The 18,331-nt window shown below is 56.3% G+C and carries 17 protein-coding genes; 8 read left to right on the forward strand and 9 right to left on the reverse strand.

Annotated features, from left to right (window positions below):
* Positions 1 to 406: 406 nt before the first annotated feature.
* Positions 407 to 1,762, forward strand: a complete 1,356-nt coding sequence (locus tag AC0L7S_RS04255; RefSeq protein WP_473473218.1) for a glutamine synthetase family protein — start codon at positions 407 to 409, stop codon at positions 1,760 to 1,762.
* Between the two features lie 352 nt (positions 1,763 to 2,114).
* Here AC0L7S_RS04255 and AC0L7S_RS04260 read toward each other — a convergent pair whose 3' ends face one another.
* Both AC0L7S_RS04260 and AC0L7S_RS04265 read right to left on the reverse strand, forming a co-directional pair.
* Positions 2,115 to 2,867, reverse strand: a complete 753-nt coding sequence (locus AC0L7S_RS04260) for a helix-turn-helix transcriptional regulator (RefSeq protein ID WP_473473219.1) — start codon at positions 2,865 to 2,867, stop codon at positions 2,115 to 2,117.
* 84 nt (positions 2,868 to 2,951) lie between these two features.
* Positions 2,952 to 3,281: a hypothetical protein gene (locus tag AC0L7S_RS04265; protein WP_473473220.1), complete on the reverse strand. Its 330-nt coding sequence runs from the start codon at positions 3,279 to 3,281 to the stop codon at positions 2,952 to 2,954.
* A gap of 266 nt (positions 3,282 to 3,547) precedes the next feature.
* Between AC0L7S_RS04265 and AC0L7S_RS04270 the strand changes: the two genes are divergently transcribed.
* The 6 genes from AC0L7S_RS04270 to AC0L7S_RS04295 are packed head-to-tail and all read left to right on the forward strand — an operon-like array spanning position 3,548 to position 9,823.
* Positions 3,548 to 4,864, forward strand: a complete 1,317-nt coding sequence (locus AC0L7S_RS04270; protein ID WP_473473221.1) for a polysaccharide biosynthesis/export family protein — start codon at positions 3,548 to 3,550, stop codon at positions 4,862 to 4,864.
* A 28-nt stretch (positions 4,865 to 4,892) separates the two neighbouring features.
* On the forward strand, positions 4,893 to 5,771 hold the full coding sequence (gene rfbA, locus AC0L7S_RS04275) for a glucose-1-phosphate thymidylyltransferase RfbA (RefSeq protein ID WP_473473222.1): 879 nt from the start codon (positions 4,893 to 4,895) through the stop codon (positions 5,769 to 5,771).
* Positions 5,768 to 6,331, forward strand: a complete 564-nt coding sequence (gene rfbC / locus AC0L7S_RS04280) for a dTDP-4-dehydrorhamnose 3,5-epimerase (RefSeq protein ID WP_473473223.1) — start codon at positions 5,768 to 5,770, stop codon at positions 6,329 to 6,331. Before rfbA ends, rfbC begins: the two co-directional genes overlap by 4 nt.
* A gap of 13 nt (positions 6,332 to 6,344) precedes the next feature.
* A complete protein-coding gene (gene rfbB, locus AC0L7S_RS04285; protein ID WP_473473224.1) occupies positions 6,345 to 7,412 on the forward strand; it encodes a dTDP-glucose 4,6-dehydratase in 1,068 nt (355 codons plus the stop codon).
* Positions 7,409 to 8,293, forward strand: coding sequence for a dTDP-4-dehydrorhamnose reductase (gene rfbD / locus AC0L7S_RS04290; RefSeq protein ID WP_473473226.1), 885 nt, complete (start codon positions 7,409 to 7,411; stop codon positions 8,291 to 8,293). Before rfbB ends, rfbD begins: the two co-directional genes overlap by 4 nt.
* Before the next feature lie 9 nt (positions 8,294 to 8,302).
* The gene (locus tag AC0L7S_RS04295) at positions 8,303 to 9,823 is read left to right on the forward strand and encodes an O-antigen translocase (protein WP_473473227.1); all 1,521 of its coding nucleotides are present in this window, start codon (positions 8,303 to 8,305) and stop codon (positions 9,821 to 9,823) included.
* A 129-nt stretch (positions 9,824 to 9,952) separates the two neighbouring features.
* Here AC0L7S_RS04295 and AC0L7S_RS04300 read toward each other — a convergent pair whose 3' ends face one another.
* Genes AC0L7S_RS04300 through AC0L7S_RS04325 form a run of 6 tightly spaced genes read right to left on the reverse strand, consistent with a single transcriptional unit; the run spans position 9,953 to position 15,492 of the window.
* Positions 9,953 to 11,143, reverse strand: coding sequence for a DegT/DnrJ/EryC1/StrS family aminotransferase (locus tag AC0L7S_RS04300; protein WP_473473228.1), 1,191 nt, complete (start codon positions 11,141 to 11,143; stop codon positions 9,953 to 9,955).
* On the reverse strand, positions 11,140 to 12,114 hold the full coding sequence (locus AC0L7S_RS04305) for an NAD-dependent epimerase/dehydratase family protein (protein WP_473473229.1): 975 nt from the start codon (positions 12,112 to 12,114) through the stop codon (positions 11,140 to 11,142). The genes AC0L7S_RS04300 and AC0L7S_RS04305 overlap by 4 nt, the downstream gene beginning before the upstream one ends.
* On the reverse strand, positions 12,104 to 12,832 hold the full coding sequence (locus AC0L7S_RS04310; RefSeq protein ID WP_473473230.1) for an acyltransferase: 729 nt from the start codon (positions 12,830 to 12,832) through the stop codon (positions 12,104 to 12,106). Before AC0L7S_RS04310 ends, AC0L7S_RS04305 begins: the two co-directional genes overlap by 11 nt.
* On the reverse strand, positions 12,825 to 13,955 hold the full coding sequence (locus AC0L7S_RS04315; protein ID WP_473473231.1) for a DegT/DnrJ/EryC1/StrS family aminotransferase: 1,131 nt from the start codon (positions 13,953 to 13,955) through the stop codon (positions 12,825 to 12,827). The genes AC0L7S_RS04310 and AC0L7S_RS04315 overlap by 8 nt, the downstream gene beginning before the upstream one ends.
* Positions 13,952 to 14,989, reverse strand: a complete 1,038-nt coding sequence (locus tag AC0L7S_RS04320) for a Gfo/Idh/MocA family protein (protein WP_473473232.1) — start codon at positions 14,987 to 14,989, stop codon at positions 13,952 to 13,954. The genes AC0L7S_RS04315 and AC0L7S_RS04320 overlap by 4 nt, the downstream gene beginning before the upstream one ends.
* Entirely contained in the window at positions 14,986 to 15,492 is a 507-nt protein-coding gene (locus AC0L7S_RS04325) for an acyltransferase (RefSeq protein ID WP_473473233.1), read from the reverse strand. The genes AC0L7S_RS04320 and AC0L7S_RS04325 overlap by 4 nt, the downstream gene beginning before the upstream one ends.
* Positions 15,493 to 15,839: 347 nt before the next feature.
* Here AC0L7S_RS04325 and AC0L7S_RS04330 point away from each other — a divergent pair, with 347 nt between their 5' ends.
* Entirely contained in the window at positions 15,840 to 17,144 is a 1,305-nt protein-coding gene (locus tag AC0L7S_RS04330) for a glycosyltransferase family 4 protein (protein ID WP_473473234.1), read from the forward strand.
* 2 nt (positions 17,145 to 17,146) lie between these two features.
* On the opposite strand, the gene AC0L7S_RS04335 is transcribed toward AC0L7S_RS04330, so the two are convergent.
* Entirely contained in the window at positions 17,147 to 18,118 is a 972-nt protein-coding gene (locus AC0L7S_RS04335; RefSeq protein WP_473474176.1) for a glycosyltransferase family 2 protein, read from the reverse strand.
* Positions 18,119 to 18,331 lie beyond the last annotated feature (213 nt).

Consider the following 18,331-nt stretch of genomic DNA (forward strand, 5'->3'; position numbering starts at 1 on the left):
AGCCTGTCGTTACGTCAGGCGGCAACGCCCGCTCCTGTTTAATGTATCAGCCTCAACGACCCATCCCAAAATTCACCATATACGCCCCTCATTTTTGGGTGCTTGGCATTCTCACGGCTCAACGATATGATGCGGATATGGACTTGCAGCCTGCTTCATGCGGGCTGAGCGAAAGGCTTTTCACGTTGCAGCGTTGGGGCAATGCAGCTTGGAACTTCTTTCATTTGTATGGGCGGGGAATCGGAACCAAAATTCCGGAAAACATAATCTACAATCAGTCACACCCGTTGTGCGTCATGCAATGGCGCGCACAGATCGGTGCGTCTATCGAAGGGGGCTTCAATTCCTTTTCGCACCTCCAAACATCATTTCCCTACATCATGTTCAACCAGACCAGGGGTAGCAATTGAGTGATACGATCACGGGCGTTCTTGACTGGCTCTCAAGCCGACCGGACATACAAAGCCTGAGGGCTGCGGTCTGCGACCTCAATGGCATCATGCGCGGCAAGCGCATTCCCGTCGATCAGGCAATAAAGGCGCTCGAAGGCAAGTTGCGCATGCCCTATTCGGTCAGTGGCGTCGATGTCTGGGGCGAGGATATCGAAGGCAACAAGCTGGTTTTTTCGACCGGTGATGCCGATGGCATCTGCCAATGGACGGGGCGTGGCATCTTGCCAATGGAATGGACGGCCTATCCGACCGCTCTCATTCCACTGTGGTTAAGTCACGAAGACGGCGCGCCGTTTCTTGGCGATCCGAGACGTGTGCTTGCCCGCATTCTGGACCGCTACCGCGCCCTTGGTTTGACGCCTGTCGTTGCCACCGAACTGGAATTCTATCTGGTTGATCCGAAATCAACGCGCCCGAGAGGACCTGTTTCACCTGTCACCGGACGGCGGCTCGATTCCGATGCTGCCCTGTCTATCGACGAAGTGGATGATTTTGAAGCATTCATGCACGACGTTTACGAAGCCTGCCGTTTGCAAGACATTCCTGTCGATACGGCAATCGCGGAAAACGGCGTTGGACAATTCGAGATCAATCTCAATCACGTTGCCGATGCCATGCGCGCTGCCGACGATGCGGTGCTGTTCAAGCGCACTGTCAAGGGAATTGCCCGCAAGCATGGCTTCATCGCCTCATTCATGGCCAAGCCCTATGGCAAGCGCGCGGGCAACGGCTTCCATGTTCATTTCAGCCTGATCGACACTGAAGGCACAAATGTCTTTGATGACGGCAGCGATCAGGGTTCGGAGTTGATGCGCAACGCTGTAGGCGGCGTGCTGGCAGCCATGGCGGAAAGCACTATCGTATTTGCGCCGCATTTCAATTCCTATCGGCGGCTGCGGCCGAAATCCTATGCACCTACTACTGTAGCCTGGGGTTACGAGAACCGTATGGCAGCCATCCGTATACCGGGCGGTCCCTCGATCGCGCGACGCATCGAGCATCGCGTGTCGGGTGCGGATGCCAATCCCTATCTCGTTCTTGCAGCCATTTTGGGTGCCGCGCTTGTCGGCATTGACCGTCAGCTATCCCCCGGCGATCCGGTTACCACGGATGTCTATGAACGCGATTTGCCAAAACTGCCGCCGGACTGGGCGTCGGCAATTGCCAGCTTTGAGCATGGTGAGCTGGTGACGGAGATTTTCCCCGATGTGCTGCGCGCATCTCTTATTGCCTGCAAGCGTCAGGAACTGGAGACATTTGCGTTACGGGTCAACAATTTCGAGTTCGAAACCTATCTGGAAAGCGTTTAGCTTTACAATTGCATATGGGTTTGCGTTCCTTCACCCCTCTCTGTCCTGTCAAGTCGGTCAAGGAGTGGCATCTCCCCCTCAGGTGGGAAGATTGGCCAGTCGCTATTGGTTGCACTTGTTGCGGAACGTCAGTGATTGGCGAAAGACAATAATGAAGGTTGATCTCCCCACCTGAGGGGAGATGTCCGGCAGGACAGAGGGGGCAATATACACAGTGATAGCCGCAGAACTGAATTCGCAACTTTAGTGTTGGGGAAATTTCAGGAATAATTTGCAGCGGTTGTCAGCCGGAGATCGAGCACCGGTGAACCTCGAAACCCGGCACCTCTTTCCGGTAGGATATTATACCGCCCTACATATCGCTGCCGTTGACGGGCGATATCCTGATCTTGCCTGCCTGGTGATCGCGAAAGCGAGCGGCAGCTTCGGTGCGATTGTGTATGCCAAGCTTGCTGATGATATTGTGGAGATGGATCTTCACCGTATGCTCAGACAGCTTGAACTCGACGGCAATCGCCTTGTTTTGAAGCCCACGTGAAACCATTTCCAGAATTTGCATTTCGCGCGGCGTCAAATCGGCAATGCGATTGGCCCTGCCCGACATTTCAAGGGACAAATCTGATCCTTGCGGCACTGATGGCGAACCAATCGCCATTTTCTTCGCATAGGAATGCATCATCGTAACGGGGAAATATTCTCCACCACGCAACATGAGCCGCACGACGGAAAGCCACAGATCGAGCCTGAGGTTCATGGGAAGAACGCCACGAACAAACTGAGATTCGCAGACATCTGGAAAGCTCAGGGCCGGGTCCTGATTATCCGGTTCAATCAATGCGACCAATGCCTGCGGGTGCTGGCGCTTCAGTTCTGCTGATACGCGCTCTGCCGTTCGCAAAAGGGCGGGATCAATAAGGATCAACGCAACAGGATAATCGAAAGGAAGACAGGCCAGTTCGACACGATCAACCTGTTTGATGTCGAGCCAGGGAAATTCCCGATCAAGCGCATAGATCAAGCTTTCAGAGATCGCTCCATGCGGCGTCACGAACAGAATTACCTTTCGCGACTCGAATATTTTCCCAACTGCGTGCTTTCCATTCATTGGCGCTTCGCTCGTTGCTTCCATTGGCCAGGCTCGACTTCTTCTTTTCTGCGTTTTTTCCGGGTCGTGTGGCTCAAGTCACCCTCACAGCAGGCCAGCCCATAACAGTGCCGCCATTTGCGCCATAACGCGTTGATCTGTCGCCAACGATATTGCAGCTTGGTAAGCATCGCGACGGCGCAATAGGGTTGATGTTCTACTCAAACGTGGGATGCTGGCGGAGATGCTGCGTTCATCTGTCTCATCCAAATGAACTAGCCAGATCAGTCGGGCGTTCTCGATCATTTGGACTGAGGGCGTGAAAAACATCCACAATAGCGCAAAAAAGACGCCATCCGCCCATGTCTCAATGAGACTTGAGTACCAGACACGACGATTTTGCGGCGAATACAAGGCGATATGCAAACCGTTCACGACCAACTCGACCTAACGTCATGTCTTTTCGCCTCGTATGTAGGCTCCGGTATCCTGTTTGGCTGATCTCGCAACTCATGCACACCAAAATGGATGAGCCATCCTCTCCGATCTAAACCTTAGCAAGGGCTAGATAAATTGGCACATTGGGGGCATCCCGGTAACGCACCGGGTGCGCGAAATGCCCGTCGCAGATGAAATGAGAATGCGACGGCGTATTGAGCGGGCACGAACCTGCTTCCAACCCGGCAAGCCTGGAGAAATCGATGAGTGCCATTTGCCGCCACTTTGTAAAGTGCATGCGCCGTCTCACATTGGCAGGCATGATCTTGTTTGGCGTCGTTGCATATTGCCTCCCTGCGATGGCCGGTGGTGGCGCGCTTTCTCCGCAAACCAAATTGCGCGTGAGCGTGTTGCAGTGGATGCCGATGAAGGGAAGCTACGAAGAATGGCCCGCACTGGGCGGCGAGTTCGTCGTCTCGGATGATGGCACCATCGTCTTGCCGGTCATTGGGGCAATCCCGGTCGGCGAGATGGATTCCATGAAACTCGCCGCAGAAATCGCCAAGCGAATCCAGACCAAGACCGGGCTGGTCGACAGGCCCGACACCACGGTTGAGATCCTTGAATATGCGCCAATCTATGTGGTCGGTGATGTGGCCAGGCCGGGTGAGTACAAATTCCGTAGCGGGTTGTCCGTCTTGCAGGCGCTGGCATTGGGCGGCGGCGAACGCCGTGTTACTGCCCGACAGGTGACCAACCAGATCGGTCTCGTTGGAGAATTGCGCGGCCTTGAAATTCAGATTCTGCGTGCAAAGGCCAAGATTGCGCGTCTGAAAGCCGAAGCTGCGGGGGCAGATACAATTCAATTCCCGCCGAACCCGCCCGGCGCCGATAGCGAGCTTGCCGCCGAAATATCCAAACAGGAAACAACCATTCTCAAGGCACGCGCCAAGGCGATCGAACGCCAGGCCAAATCATTTACGGAACTCCAGGCCTTGTTTGCAGCGGAGATCGACGCGCTCAAACAAAAAGCCCAGGCATCCGACGACGGCATAAAATCCGCGGAACGGGAACTCGATGGCGTGAAAGTCCTTGTTGGCAAGGGATTGGCGGTCGTCTCGCGCCAGTCGAACCTCGAACGCCTGGTGGCGGGCTATCGATCCGACCGTCTCGATCAGGTCACAGCGGAAATGAGAGCAAGGCAAAACATCGCCGAGGCCACGCGCAATCTCGAAGGCCTGCACGACAAGCATCAGACGGAAGTCGCCTCCGAAATGCAGGACGAACAGGCGCGTCTGGAGCAACTCAAGCTCAAGCGAGACGTCTCACAGGGCCTGCTTCTCGATATGCTTTCATCATCAACGAGCCGTACAGCCGAAAGCACTGAACAGCCGACTCTCAGCTATTCGATCACGCGCTCGAATGACGGCCAGGAAGTCACCATGCCAGCAGAGGAATCCACTGCCTTGCTGCCGGGTGATGTCGTCAAGGTTGTTTCGAGCCGGGTGGGTCTGGCAACAGGCGACAGCTTGCCGGAGAACTTTTTGACGGAAAACCAAGCCGGAGAAGCTGGCCAATGACCACGGGGACACCGATGATGGGGGCGTTGTGAAGGGGATCATTCTCGCGGGCGGCAGCGGCACACGCCTATACCCGCTGACCATTGCCGTATCGAAACAGATATTGCCTGTCTACGACAAGCCGATGGTTTACTATCCGCTGAGTGTGCTGATGCTGGCTGGCATTCGCGACATTCTCATCATTTCGACGCCACGCGATCTTCCAAGTTTCAAGGCCCTGCTGGGCGATGGTTCCGACTTCGGCCTCAATCTTTCCTACACCGAACAGGCTAATCCCAACGGCTTGGCCGAGGCTTTCATACTCGGCAGCGATTTCATCGGAAACGACAACGTGGCCATGATACTTGGCGACAATCTGTTTTTTGGACACGGATTGCCGGATGTGTGCCGCGAAGCTGCGTTGAGATCGACCGGGGCGACCGTTTTCGCCTATCACGTCGATGAGCCTGAACGTTATGGCGTCGTCGATTTCGACAAGGCGACCGGCAAGGCCATTAGCATCGAGGAAAAACCCTCAAAGCCTAAATCCAACTGGGCGGTGACAGGGCTTTATTTCTACGACAATGATGTTGTCGAAATCGCGAAGTCCATCAGCCCATCGGCGCGCGGCGAACTTGAGATAACCACTGTCAACAACATCTATCTCGAACGAGACGCGCTGCATGTGTGCCGTCTCGGGCGCGGCTATGCGTGGCTCGATACGGGCACCTATGACAGCCTCTACGATGCCTCGTCCTTCGTGCGCACCGTCGAGCGCCGCCAAGGGGTGCAGATTGCCTGTCCCGAAGAGATTGCGCTCGACATGGGCTGGCTTGAACCGGAAAAAATTCTGGAACGCGCCAATATGCTTGGCAATACGTCCTATGCCGCTTACTTGCGCAACCGCGTCGAGGAAATCGTGCAATGAGCCTCGAGATCAAACCGCTCGACCTTGAAGGCGTGCTCGAAATCCGGCCAAAGAAATTCGGCGACGATCGTGGTTTCTTTTCCGAAACGTGGAATTCGCGCCATTTTCACGACGCTGGCCTGTCGCTGAATTTCGTTCAGGACAATCATTCGTTCTCGGCAGACATTGGAACCTTGCGAGGGCTGCACTACCAGATGGCCCCCCATGCACAGGACAAGCTGGTGCGTGTGGTTCGCGGCGCGATCTACGATGTCGCCGTCGATATTCGCCCTCGCTCGCAAACCTTCGCAAAATGGGTCGGACTAGAGGTTTCAGCCAAGGCGTGGAACCAGATCTTGATACCCAAGGGCTTCGCCCACGGTTTCCTGACGCTCGAACCAGACACCGAAGTCATCTACAAGACGACGGACTACTACGCTCCCGATCACGATCGTTCGATCCGCTTCGACGACCCGCAGATCGGCATCGCATGGCCAGCAGTTACATCGCAATTCACACTGTCCGAAAAGGACCGCAACGCCCCACTACTGGCAGGCGTGGCGGGCCTTACCCTCTCATGACAGGCGCGCACCCATGAACATACTCATCACCGGCGGCGCCGGATTCATCGGTTCGGCATTGTGCCGCTATCTCGTCAGTGATCGGCAAAACCGGGTCGTCAATCTCGACAAGCTGACCTATGCGGGCAATCTCGCATCGCTGCGTTCGATTGAAAATCTGCCCAATTACCGTTTCGTCGAAGGCGACATTGGCGACGAGGCGCTGGTGGGTGCCATTCTGCAAGCCGAAAAAATCGATCACATCATGCATCTTGCAGCCGAATCCCACGTCGATCGTTCCATCGACGGGCCAGCGGCCTTCATGGACACCAACATCATCGGCACCTTTCGCCTGCTTCAAGCCGCACTGAAATATTGGAGCAGTCTTTCAGGCAGTGCTGCCGAGACATTTCGTTTCCATCATATTTCCACCGATGAAGTGTTCGGCGATCTGCCGCTCGATTCCGGCTCGTTTCGCGAGGACACGCCCTATGCGCCCTCCTCGCCCTATTCGGCATCCAAGGCTGCGTCCGATCATCTTGTGCGCGCCTGGCACCATACATTCGGCCTGCCTGTCGTTTTGTCGAACTGCTCCAATAATTACGGCCCGTTCCATTTTCCCGAAAAGCTCATTCCGCTGACGATCCTCAATGCGATGGAAGAACGGCCGCTTCCCGTCTATGGCAAGGGTGCCAATGTGCGCGACTGGCTTCATGTCGAGGATCACGTCCGGGCGCTTAGCCTTGTCGCCCGTCAGGGGCGTATCGGGGAAAGCTACAATATTGGCGGCATCGCGGAGCGCACCAATCTTGGTGTCGTCGAAACAATTTGCGATCTGCTCGACAACAGGATGCCACGCAAGAGCGGCGCGCCGCGGCGCGATCTCATCTCCTTCGTGGCGGACCGCCCCGGACATGACCGGCGCTACGCCATGGATATTACGAAAATTCAGGGCGAACTGGGCTGGAAGCCGCTTGAAAGTTTCGAAACCGGATTGGCGCGAACCATCGACTGGTATGTTGGCAATGAGTGGTGGTGGCTTCCTATCCGCAACGGCACTTATGCTGGACAACGATTGGGTAGCCTGGCGGCGGCGCAATGAGACTCCTCGTTACGGGCAGAGCCGGGCAAGTCGCGGCCAGCCTTGTCGAGGTCGGTGCAAACCATCCCGAATTCGAGGTCATTGCCATTGGCCGCCCCGAACTGGATTTGACAGAGCGCACATCCGTTCTTCGCTCCATCGCGGCTCATCGTCCCGATGTCGTGGTTTCGGCGGCCGCTTATACCGCAGTCGACCGCGCCGAGGACGAACCGGAACTTGCTCACGCGATTAACGTGGATGGTGCCGCCGCAGTTGCCGAGGCCGCCGCACTGGTTGGTGCGCCGGTCATCCACCTGTCTACGGATTATGTATTTTCCGGCGACAGCCACAGCCCTTATTGCGAGGACAATGAGCCCCGCCCCAACACGGTTTACGGCACAACCAAGCTTGAGGGCGAGAAGGCCGTCGCCAAGGCCAATGCGAACCATGTCATTCTTCGCACGAGCTGGATTTACAGCCCGTTCGGGGCGAATTTCGTCAAGACCATGTTGCGGCTGGCCAGGGATCGCGACACGATTTCCGTGGTGGCAGATCAATGGGGCAACCCGACATGTGCGCTCGACATCGCCGAGGCGCTTCTTCAGATCGCACCGAAAATCGAAAGCGAAAACACCGGTATCTACAATTTCAGCGGTGCGGGCGAGACGAACTGGGCCGGATTTGCGCGCCATGTGTTCAGCGTCAGCCAGGATAATGGCGGACCATCTGCTGACGTGAAGGACATTGCGACGGCAGATTATCCAGCCAAAGCCAAGCGCCCGGCAAATTCACGTCTGTCATGCGCGAAAGTACAGCACATATTCGATGTCCATGCTGTCGATTGGCACTCCAGCACCGACAATGTCGTTCGACGCCTGATTGCTGGCGAAGGCGAGGGGTGAGGAATGGGAATGATCTATACGACGATCAAGCCACCTGAGGAGCCTGAGCGGCAGAGCTATTCGCAAATCCTCAAGTCGACGGCGATGATCGGCGGCTCTTCCATCGTCAATATCGGGTTCTCCATCATCCGCAACAAGGCAATGGCATTGTTACTGGGGCCGTCGGGCGTCGGCCTGATGGGGCTTTACACTTCCATCATAGACCTGACGCAGACATTGGCCGGGCTGGGCATCCCGGTGAGCGGTGTGCGCCAGATCGCCGAAGCCACCGCCACCGAAGATGAGGAGCGGATCGCGCGCACGACAGTCATGCTGAGACGCATTTCGATCGTGCTCGGACTAGCTGGTGCGCTGCTTCTCGGTCTATTTTCGGTGCCTGTCTCGCAATTCACCTTTGGCGACAATGTCCACGCCAGTGCCGTAATGCTTTTAGGTGCCGCCGTTTGTCTTCAACTGATTGCAGCCGGACAAATGGCGCTGGTTCAAGGCATGCGGCGGATATCGCATCTGGCGCAGATCACCGTGCTTGGAGCGTTTTTCAGCACCGTGATCGGCATTCCGATGGTTTATTTCTTTGGCGAAAGCGGCATTGTTCCAGCCCTTGTCGCCATGGCGGTAGCTTCGGTTCTAACCTCGTGGTGGTACGCCAGAAAAATCAGCATCAAACCGGTCACGCTCTCGACCCGCGAAGTCGGGCAGGAAGCCGCAGCACTCTTAAAGCTCGGCGTGGTGTTCATGGCGAGCGCCTTCCTGACAACGGGGGCTGCTTACGCGATCCGGCTGATCGTGCTGCGTCAGGAAGGGTTTGAGGCCGCCGGTCTTTATCAGGCCGCCTGGGCGCTCGGCGGCCTTTATGCCGGCTTCATCCTGCAAGCCATGGGAACCGATTTCTTTCCGCGCTTGACTGCGGTTGCCAACAACAACAGCGAATGCAATCGCCTCGTCAATGAGCAGGCACAGATCAGCATTTTGCTGGCCGGTCCCGGATTGCTCGGAACACTAACCGTCGCGCCGCTGGTGATGACCGTATTTTATTCGCATGAGTTCGCGCCAGCGGTGAACCTGCTGCGCTGGATCTGCCTTGGCATGATGCTTCGTATCGTTGCCTGGCCGATGGGGTATATCGTTCTGGCCAAGGGCGACCGCAAAGTCTTCTTCTGGACCGAGGTCGCGGCAACCACCGTTCATGTCGGCCTGGCATGGCTGCTCGTGCCACATGTCGGCCTGACGGGTGCCGGCATCGCCTTTTTTGGGCTCTATGTCTGGCATAGTGCGTTGATTTACATCGTCGTGCGCCGCCTCAGCGGGTTTCACTGGTCGACAGAAAACCGCATCCTTGGCCTTATTTTCCTGCCCGCGACTGCAATTGTTTTTGCCGGGTTCATGGCGCTGCCATTTTGGCCAGCCACCGCAATCGGCCTCGTTTTCACGCTCTGCACTGGGCTTTATTCGCTGCAACGCCTGGCGACATTGCTGCCTGCGGAAGCGCTGCCAGCCATCGTTCGCCGTTTCATGGTGAAGGTGAAGTAGAGCGCTTTTCGCTTTACAGCACATCGCGTCCAAAGGGATGCAGGGTACTTTAAGCCTCTGTTTTCGTGCATGTCGTTGTTCCAAAACCGCTGCACACTTTTGGGCGACATGCACTAATCCCGCTCGCCTTCAGGCAACCGCAGAGACCTGCCCCATTTTGCCCAGAACCTGCTCGATCGAATCGACCACCCTGGCAATTTCTGCTTCGGTCATCTGGGTATAAAGCGGCAGGATGATCGAACCGGTCTGCGCAGTTACACTGTTTTGCAGGCTCGACCCCTGACGAAACGCCTCGGAATGCTGATAAGCCGTCTCAAGGTGGATATTCATGATGCCTCGGCGGGTTGAAATGCCCAGATCAAGACAACCTTGCATGACTTCACGCTGATCGACACCGCGTGGCAAGGCCACGCAATAGCTTTGCCAATTGCTTCGGCACCATTCGGGTTCCAATGGTGCCACCAAACCCGCAATGCGCCCAAGACGTTCACTATATTCGGCGGCGATCTCCCTGCGCCGCGCAACGATTTCAGGAAGCTTGCGCAACTGTTCGCGCCCGATAGCAGCCTGCACGTCCGTCATGCGATAATTGAAACCGACCTCAGGATAGGTTTCGTAGATGACGGAGCTTGAACTGTGCCTGACCGTGTCAGCAACGCTCATGCTGTGCTGACGCCATAAGCGGAATTTCCGATCATATTCGGCATTGGCCGTGGTCAGCATACCGCCATCGCCGGTGGTAATCACCTTGCGCGGATGAAATGAAAAGCAAGCTATATCACCATGCGGTTTGCCAATTTTCTCCCATTGGCCATTCATCAGAATCTCGCTGCCAATGGCGCAGGCTGCGTCCTCGATAACAGGGATTGCATGGCGCCTGGCAACATCCATGATCTTGCTCAGATCGCAAGGCATGCCAAGCTGATGCACGCATAGAATAGCCTTGGTGCGCGGCGATATCGACGCCTCTACAAGCCCGGCATCGATATTGTAACCATCAACGGAGATATCGACGAAAACGGGTTTCGCGCCACAATAGACGATGGCATTGGCGGTAGCGATAAAGGAATGACTGACGGTGATAACCTCATCGTCCGCTTCCACCCCAACCGCCTTCAGCGCCAGATGTAGTGCCGTCGTGCAATTGGAAACGGCGCAGGCATGCGGCGCGCCGACGGTTTCTGCGAATTCGCGCTCGAAGGCTGCGACTTCAGGCCCCTGCGTCACCCAACCGGAAAGAATAACGCGGCGCGCTGCATCGGCCTCCTGCTCATCGAGAACAGGTTTGGCTACGGCAATCTGGTTGAGGGGCTTGCTCATTCGGCGGCGACCTGTGCTGTTTCCCGTTCCGCGCGCCACCAGGCAACGAGATCGCGAAGACCGTCATCAAGGCTCGTGGTGGCTTCGAAACCCAGCATCGTCTTGGCTTTCGAGGTGTCGGCCAGTCGCCGTGTCACACCATTTACGGTGCGCGCCGTCACATGCTCGGGAGCCAGTGAAGAGCCCATGACCGCGCTCAACCTTTGCGCCAATTCCAGCAGGCTAACTTCGGTACCGCTCGCCACATTGAAGACCTCGTCAGTGACATCGGCCTTGGCCGCCAGCATATTGACGCGGGCAATGTCGTGGACATGAACGAAGTCCATCGTTTGCAAGCCGTCACCATAGATCAGTGGTGCCTTGCCTTCCGCGAGGCGCTCCATCCAGCGGATCAGGACTTCCGTATAGGCGCCATGAACATCCATGCGCGGGCCATAGACGTTGAAGTAACGCAAGGCCGCATAGCGCAAGCCATACATTTCGGCAAAGGATCGCAACAGGCCCTCGTTAAAGGCCTTGGCCGCGCCGTAAATGGTGCGGTTGTTATAGGGATGATGTGCTTCGGTGGTGGGGAATGTTTCGGCAAGACCAAGCACCGAGGCAGATGATGCCGCCACGACCTTCGAAACTTTCGCCTCAACGGCTGCCTCAAGCACGTTATAGGTGCCGCCTGCCAGAACATCGAAGGCAAGCCGTGGTTCCTCGGCGCATTGCGTGATGCGGATCGCGGCCTGATGGAAAACGATATCCACGCCCTCGAAAAGCTTGGCCAGCAAGACGCGATCACGAATATCCCCATCGACGATGGTGAGCGGAAACGCCGCCATTGCCTGCTGCAAATTCTCGCGCCGCCCGCGCACGAAATTGTCGAGGATAATGATTTCGCCCGGCTGTTCCTGCGATGCGAGGTCGGCAATGTGAGACCCGATCAGACCGGCACCCCCGGTAATGAGAATCCGTTTACCCTTCATTGCCTTGCTCCAGTTTGTCTTGTTGGCCGCGCACTGTTTCCGATTGCGGACGCCAGCGTAAAAATTTGGCAGGTACGCCTGCGACAATCGCAAATGGCGCCACATCTTCGGTTACCACCGCACCCGCACCTATGATGGCTCCCTTGCCGACGCTCACGCCCGGCAGGATGGTTGCGTTTGTGCCAATATCAGCCCAGTCGCCAATGCGAACCGGCCGAATTTCAAGATCGGTACGGATGATCGGCACGTCCGCTGGCAAGCCGTTGTGCTCGGAGCCGAGGATTTTCGAACCGGGACCAAAACCAACCGACTCGCCAATGACGAGATCGCGCGCATCCAGAAACACCTGCGGACCAATCCACGTATTGTCACCGATGACGCAGGTTCCGTCGAACCGCCCTTGGACAATCGCTTGCGAGCCAATGAAAACGCCTGCACCGATCTCAAAGGTTTCGATGTGCCTGAAGCCGGCGTTCGAACCCACCTGCAAGCCAGCGCCGCAGCGAAGTGCCAGCGCACGCCATATCGTGCGCCTCATGGTCGCGTCGATAAAACCGTCACCGGACATAAAACGCTGATAGAGATCAATCAGGCCCTTGGCATCATAAGCATCGCGTAAAGCACCCACGAGGCCAGTAACGAAATCCGGTTCCGGCACCGCCGATTTACGGCCATGCACTGCCGCAACGATACGTCCCGGCTGTTCGATCTTACCCAACACGCGCCGCCTTTGGCGTTGCCGCCATGGTCGCATCGGCGACCGCTTGAACAACCGTCTCGATTTGTTGCGAGGTCAGTTCCGGATAAAGCGGCAATGACAGAACCTCGTGCGCGGCGCGCTCGGAATGAGGAAAATCACCTTCCTTGTAGCCGAGATCCTCGTGCGCACTCTGCAAATGCACCGGGATTGGATAGTGCAAACCGCTGGCGATACCGACAGCGTCGAGGCTCTGGCGCAGGCTTTCACGATCAGCCGTGCGAACAGCATAGATATGATAGACGTGGCGTCGGTCGAGCAATTCCGTCGGCGTCTCAACCGTTGCAACTTCAGCGAGCAAAGTCGAATAGAGACGCGCATTGGCCCGGCGCGCAGCAGTCCACTTGTCGAGGTGGCGCAGTTTGACACGCAAGATTGCACCCTGGATGCCATCCATACGGTAATTGAAACCCTTCAATTTGTGATGGTAGCGCTGTTCCTGGCCCCAGTCGCGCAACATGCGCACCTTCTTGGCAACGGCATCGTCATTGGTAACGACCGCGCCGCCCTCGCCACAGGCTCCCAGATTTTTACCGGGATAGAAACTAAAGCAGCCTGATGTCCCCATGCTGCCCGAACGCTGGCCCTGATATTCCGCGCCATGCGCCTGACAGGCATCTTCAATAACCGCAATGCCATGGCGCTCGGCAATCTCCATGATCGGTGCCATGTCGACCATCTGGCCATAAAGATGCACGGGCAGGATGGCCTTGGTGCGTGGCGTGATCGCGGCTTCGATCTGGGCGGGGTCCATCGTATAGGTTTTCGGGTCGATATCGACAAACACGGGACGAGCGCCAACATAGCAAATTGCCGAAACACTGGCGACAAAAGTAAAAGGAACGGTGATGACTTCATCCCCCGGTCCGATGTCCGCCGCCAGCAGCGTCAGGTGGAGGGAACTGGTTCCGGTATTGACGGCGATTGCATGACGCGTCCCGCAAAAGTCGGCAAACTCCTGTTCAAAGGCTGCCACCTCGTCACCCAGCACATATTGGGTCGAAGCCAGCACACTCAGCGCCGCCGCATCCACTTCTTCCTTGATGCTGGCATATTGTGCCTTGAGATCGAGAAAGGGGATCATGCTACCTGCCTGATTTTTTCGAGTTCAATAACGCGGCCGCGCTGCGCCAGTGACTGGCTTGCGGCTTCGAGAATACGCACGACACGCAACCCTGCCTGCCCGTCGGCGATCGGCGTTTCACCGTGTTCCACGCAATGAGCGAATTCGCGCAATTCGGTGCTGAGCGCTTCTTTCACGTTCAGGTGCGGTGCCCACATATCGCCGGTCCGATAGCCGACCAGCGCCTGATAAACCTTTTCGCCATTGGCTTGCGGATTGCCGTTGAGGGTGATGCCCTTGTCGTAAACCTTGATCTTTTCGCTGGGCTCCAGATCGTCATAGACGATCATCCTGCGACTGCCGCCGATCAGGGTGCGGCGAACTTTCACGGGAGCCAGCCAATTGACGTGGACATGGGCGATGAGGTTCGTTTCAAAAAACAGGTTGAGATAGGCGATATTTTCCGGTTCACCGGGAACGTGGCTGACACCGGTCGCGGACACGGCTACCGGCCTCTCCGGCAACACGTAATCCATGATCGAAAGATCATGGACCGCCAGATCCCAGACAACGCTGACATCATGCTGAAACAGGCCGAGATTTACCCGGACTGAATCGTAATAGTACATATCGCCAAGACCGGTCTCGACCAACTCACGCATCTTCTGGACGGCACCGGTGTGAACAAAGGTGTGATCGACGGCCAGCACCAATTTGCGCCGGATGGCCTCCTCAACAAGCCGCTCTGCTTCTTCCGAGGATGATGCGATCGGCTTTTCCACGAACACATGCTTGCCGGCCATCAGGGCGCTCATGGCAAGCTTGAAATGCGACGACACCGGCGTTGCGATTGCCACGGCATGGATGCGCGGATCACGCAGCACTTCGTCATAATTATCGGTGATTTTCACGCTAGGATAGCGCGCCGCCACTGGAGCCAGACGCTCTTTGTTGAGGTCGCACACGGCGACGAGTTCGACGTTCGGGACCTCCGCAAAATTGCGGACAAGATTGGGGCCCCAATAGCCATAGCCTATTACCGCCACGCCGATCATAGGGAATCTCCCACAGCCCGCACAATCAGCGGCGCATCCTTTGTCCTGCCAACGACGGCAGCGGGGACACCGGCAACGATCGTATAGTCGGGAACATCGCGCGTCACGACAGCGCCTGCGCCAACCAGTGCTCCCTGGCCAATCGTCACACCGGCCAGAATGGTCGCGTTAGACCCTATCGACGCCAGTGCCTTCACTCTGGTGGGAACCACCGTCCAGTCGGCTTCGCCTTGCAAGCCGCCGCCAGCAGTCACGGCGCGCGGATGGGTATCGTTGGTGAACACGACGCCATGCCCGACAAAGACACCGTCTTCGAGTGTCACGCCTTCGCAAACGAAACTGTGACTGGAGATCTTGCAGTTTTGGCCGATCACCGCGTTCTTCTGGATTTCGACAAAGGTTCCAACTCGCGAACCCGCGCCAATGCTGCAACCATACAGATTGACGAGATCGGGGTGATGGATGACAACATCGTCTCCGAGTGTGACATTCGTGGCAATCATCGTGGCGACACTCCATGGTCATCGTCGCGGATTGAATTGGTACTCAGCGACAACAGACCCCGGGCAAAATTGCCGACTATTATTGGTGTCGCGATGAGGCGCATCTATCCGCGGATACCCTGCGGTATCTCTACATTTCTCACAGACAATGGAGTTCTCGAGCCACGGGAGTAAATTCGGCAAAACGCCGAACGATCCTATACAAAAGGGGTAACGCCGCCTCACTTCAAACTACAGCTTTATGCTTGGATATTCTCCCAACCATAAGTTGATCGAAGCGAGCATAAAATATACATTAAACTTTATGGATTTCTTCGCTCGATATTGAACATCCCAGGAAATAAATATTGCGTATTCTTGTATATCCCCATGACCTGTCGATTGGTGGCAGCCAGATCAACGCAATAGACCTGGCATCGAGCGCTTCGGCAGCGGGCCATGAGGTCATCGTCTACGGTATTCCCGGCCCGCTCGTTGAATATATCAAGATGCGAGGATTGCGGTTTCTGCCGGCTCGAACCCTGCCCTATCGCCCGGCACCGTCACGTATCGCCCAGATAGCGTCGATCGTGCGAAAGGAGCGGATCGACATCGTCCACACCTACGAATGGTCGAGCTGCCTCGACGCCTATTATGGCGCAGCCTGTGTTTTGGGAACGCCACTTGTCTGTACCGTGTTGAGCATGGGAGTGCCTCCCTTCATCCCTGCCTCCGTACCACTCATCATGGGCACGGAAGAACTCGGCGATGACGCCCGCAAAGTACAACGCAGCGATGTCTGGGTTATTGAACCGCCTATCGATACCGAACGTGACAGTCCGCAACTCGACGGGTCTGCCTTCAGGAACAAGCATCAAATCGCAAATGACGACTTCCTTATTGTCAGTGTATCGCGACTGGCTCTGGACCTTAAAATCGACGCGCTGGTTCGTGCAATCGACGCGGTAGCCCTACTTGCAAATCGGCACCCAGTGCGGTTGGTTCTGGTCGGCGACGGCCCGGCACGCGCTGCGCTCGAGTTGAGAGCCAACGCCGTCAACGAAGAACATGGGCGTGAAGTCATCATTTTTCATGGCTCAGATATGGATCCTCGCGCGGCCTATGCTGCCGCTGATCTCATACTCGGCATGGGCAGTTCAGCCTTGCGTGCAATGGCAATCGGACGCCCCGTAATCGTTCAGGGAGAGCAGGCATTTTCCGAAATATTCGACCCCTCCACACAAAAGCTGTTCATGTGGCAAGGCTTTTTCGGACTGGGCGAGGCGTCTTTCGACACAAGCGACCTCGCCGGGCAAATCGAAACACTGCTTCACGATCCCGCCTTGCGCGAAACACTTGGCCGGTTCGGGCGGCAGGTTGCTGTCGAACGCTTCAGCCTCATTCGGGCGGCAGAGCTACAGCTTGACATATACCAAAAGGTTTTGAGCACGCGCCCTCGCTGGAAAATGAGAGAGGCACTCTATTGCGCATGGCTTGCCCTGAAACTGGAAATTCAAAATCACAACCCTGCGCAAAAACGCAAGCGCACCGATCTCGAACGCTATATATTAGCCGCTGCCAGCGCCGGATCGTGGCCACCTGAAAATCTCCCCTGTCGGTTCAGCGGCATGACCGCTCGAACAAGGGCTGACACCAACATCATCCTTGGCTAATGTTATAAAACCGGGGCGACAAATTCGTGTTTCGGCTCATGCATCAGATCGTCGGCCACCACTGCCGGTTTGCGCAAGCGGCTTCGCACTGCCCGCCATGATCTTCGCACAGCCGTTACAGCGATCTTGCCGGTATGAAGAGGGTAGACCTGCAGCGCAGCCAGTACGAATTTTGACGCAGATTTGCGCTTTCCAGCATTGAACATATAGATGGCGACGTCGATCAACAAAAGCGATCGCACCTTCGGCATCGTCTCCAATATCTCGCGGTTCTTGTTGATGATCCGAAGCAACCCTATCGTCTGCTTCCTGCTGTTCGACGATATGCCATCAGACGAGATGAAACCCAAAACGACCGGCTCTATATCTTCAAAAACCTTTGTGTGCTGCACCAGGCGGGTCGCGAACTCCCAATCCTCATTGGCTCTTGCACATTCATCGAACCAAACACGACCGGGATAGCAATCTTTTCTGAACAGGGCGTTTTGCACACTGATGCGGTTTTCGCTCAGCAGACGGACACGTTGATCCTCGTCGAGGCGCAAAGGCCGGGCCGGTGATGGCGCATAGGCGATTTTTGCCGGCCCGAAGTTGAAAGCCTCATCGCGTCCATAAAGGATCTTGGCGCCAGTCACGACGCCAATAGTGTCGGGAAGACCCTTGAACAATGCAAGTTGCCGCTCCAGCTTGCGTGGCAGCCAGATATCGTCGCTGTCTTGAAAGGCGATATATGTGCCCTTGGCTTCAGCCAGGCCGGTATTGCGTGCAGCACCCGCCCCACCGTTCGTTGCACGCCTCACATAGCGCACCCGTTCGTCATCTATAGCGCGCACCAGACCCTCGATATCCTCGCTCGAACAGTCGTCGACAACGATCAATTCCAGATCGCCGTAAGACTGGGCAAGCACGCTATTGACCGCCGCAGCCAAAGTCCGCGAACGGTTAAAGGTCGGCAGTATGACTGAAACCCTCACAGTCAAATTGATCTCCATTCGCGCTTCATATGCGCTTCGCCATATTTCCCAACGCCGCATAACAGACGCATCACACAAGCGGTTTTTTTACGCACAAATTTCTTTGGCCGCGCGCGGCGGCGCAGTCGCTTGCAGTTCACGGCGACAAGCTGTTGCTGGCAAGGGGTAAGCACCACCTTCAAAGGGACGAGACCTCTACCCGAAATTTCGGGT

Source organism: Mesorhizobium sp. G2-6-1, assembly GCF_055809095.1.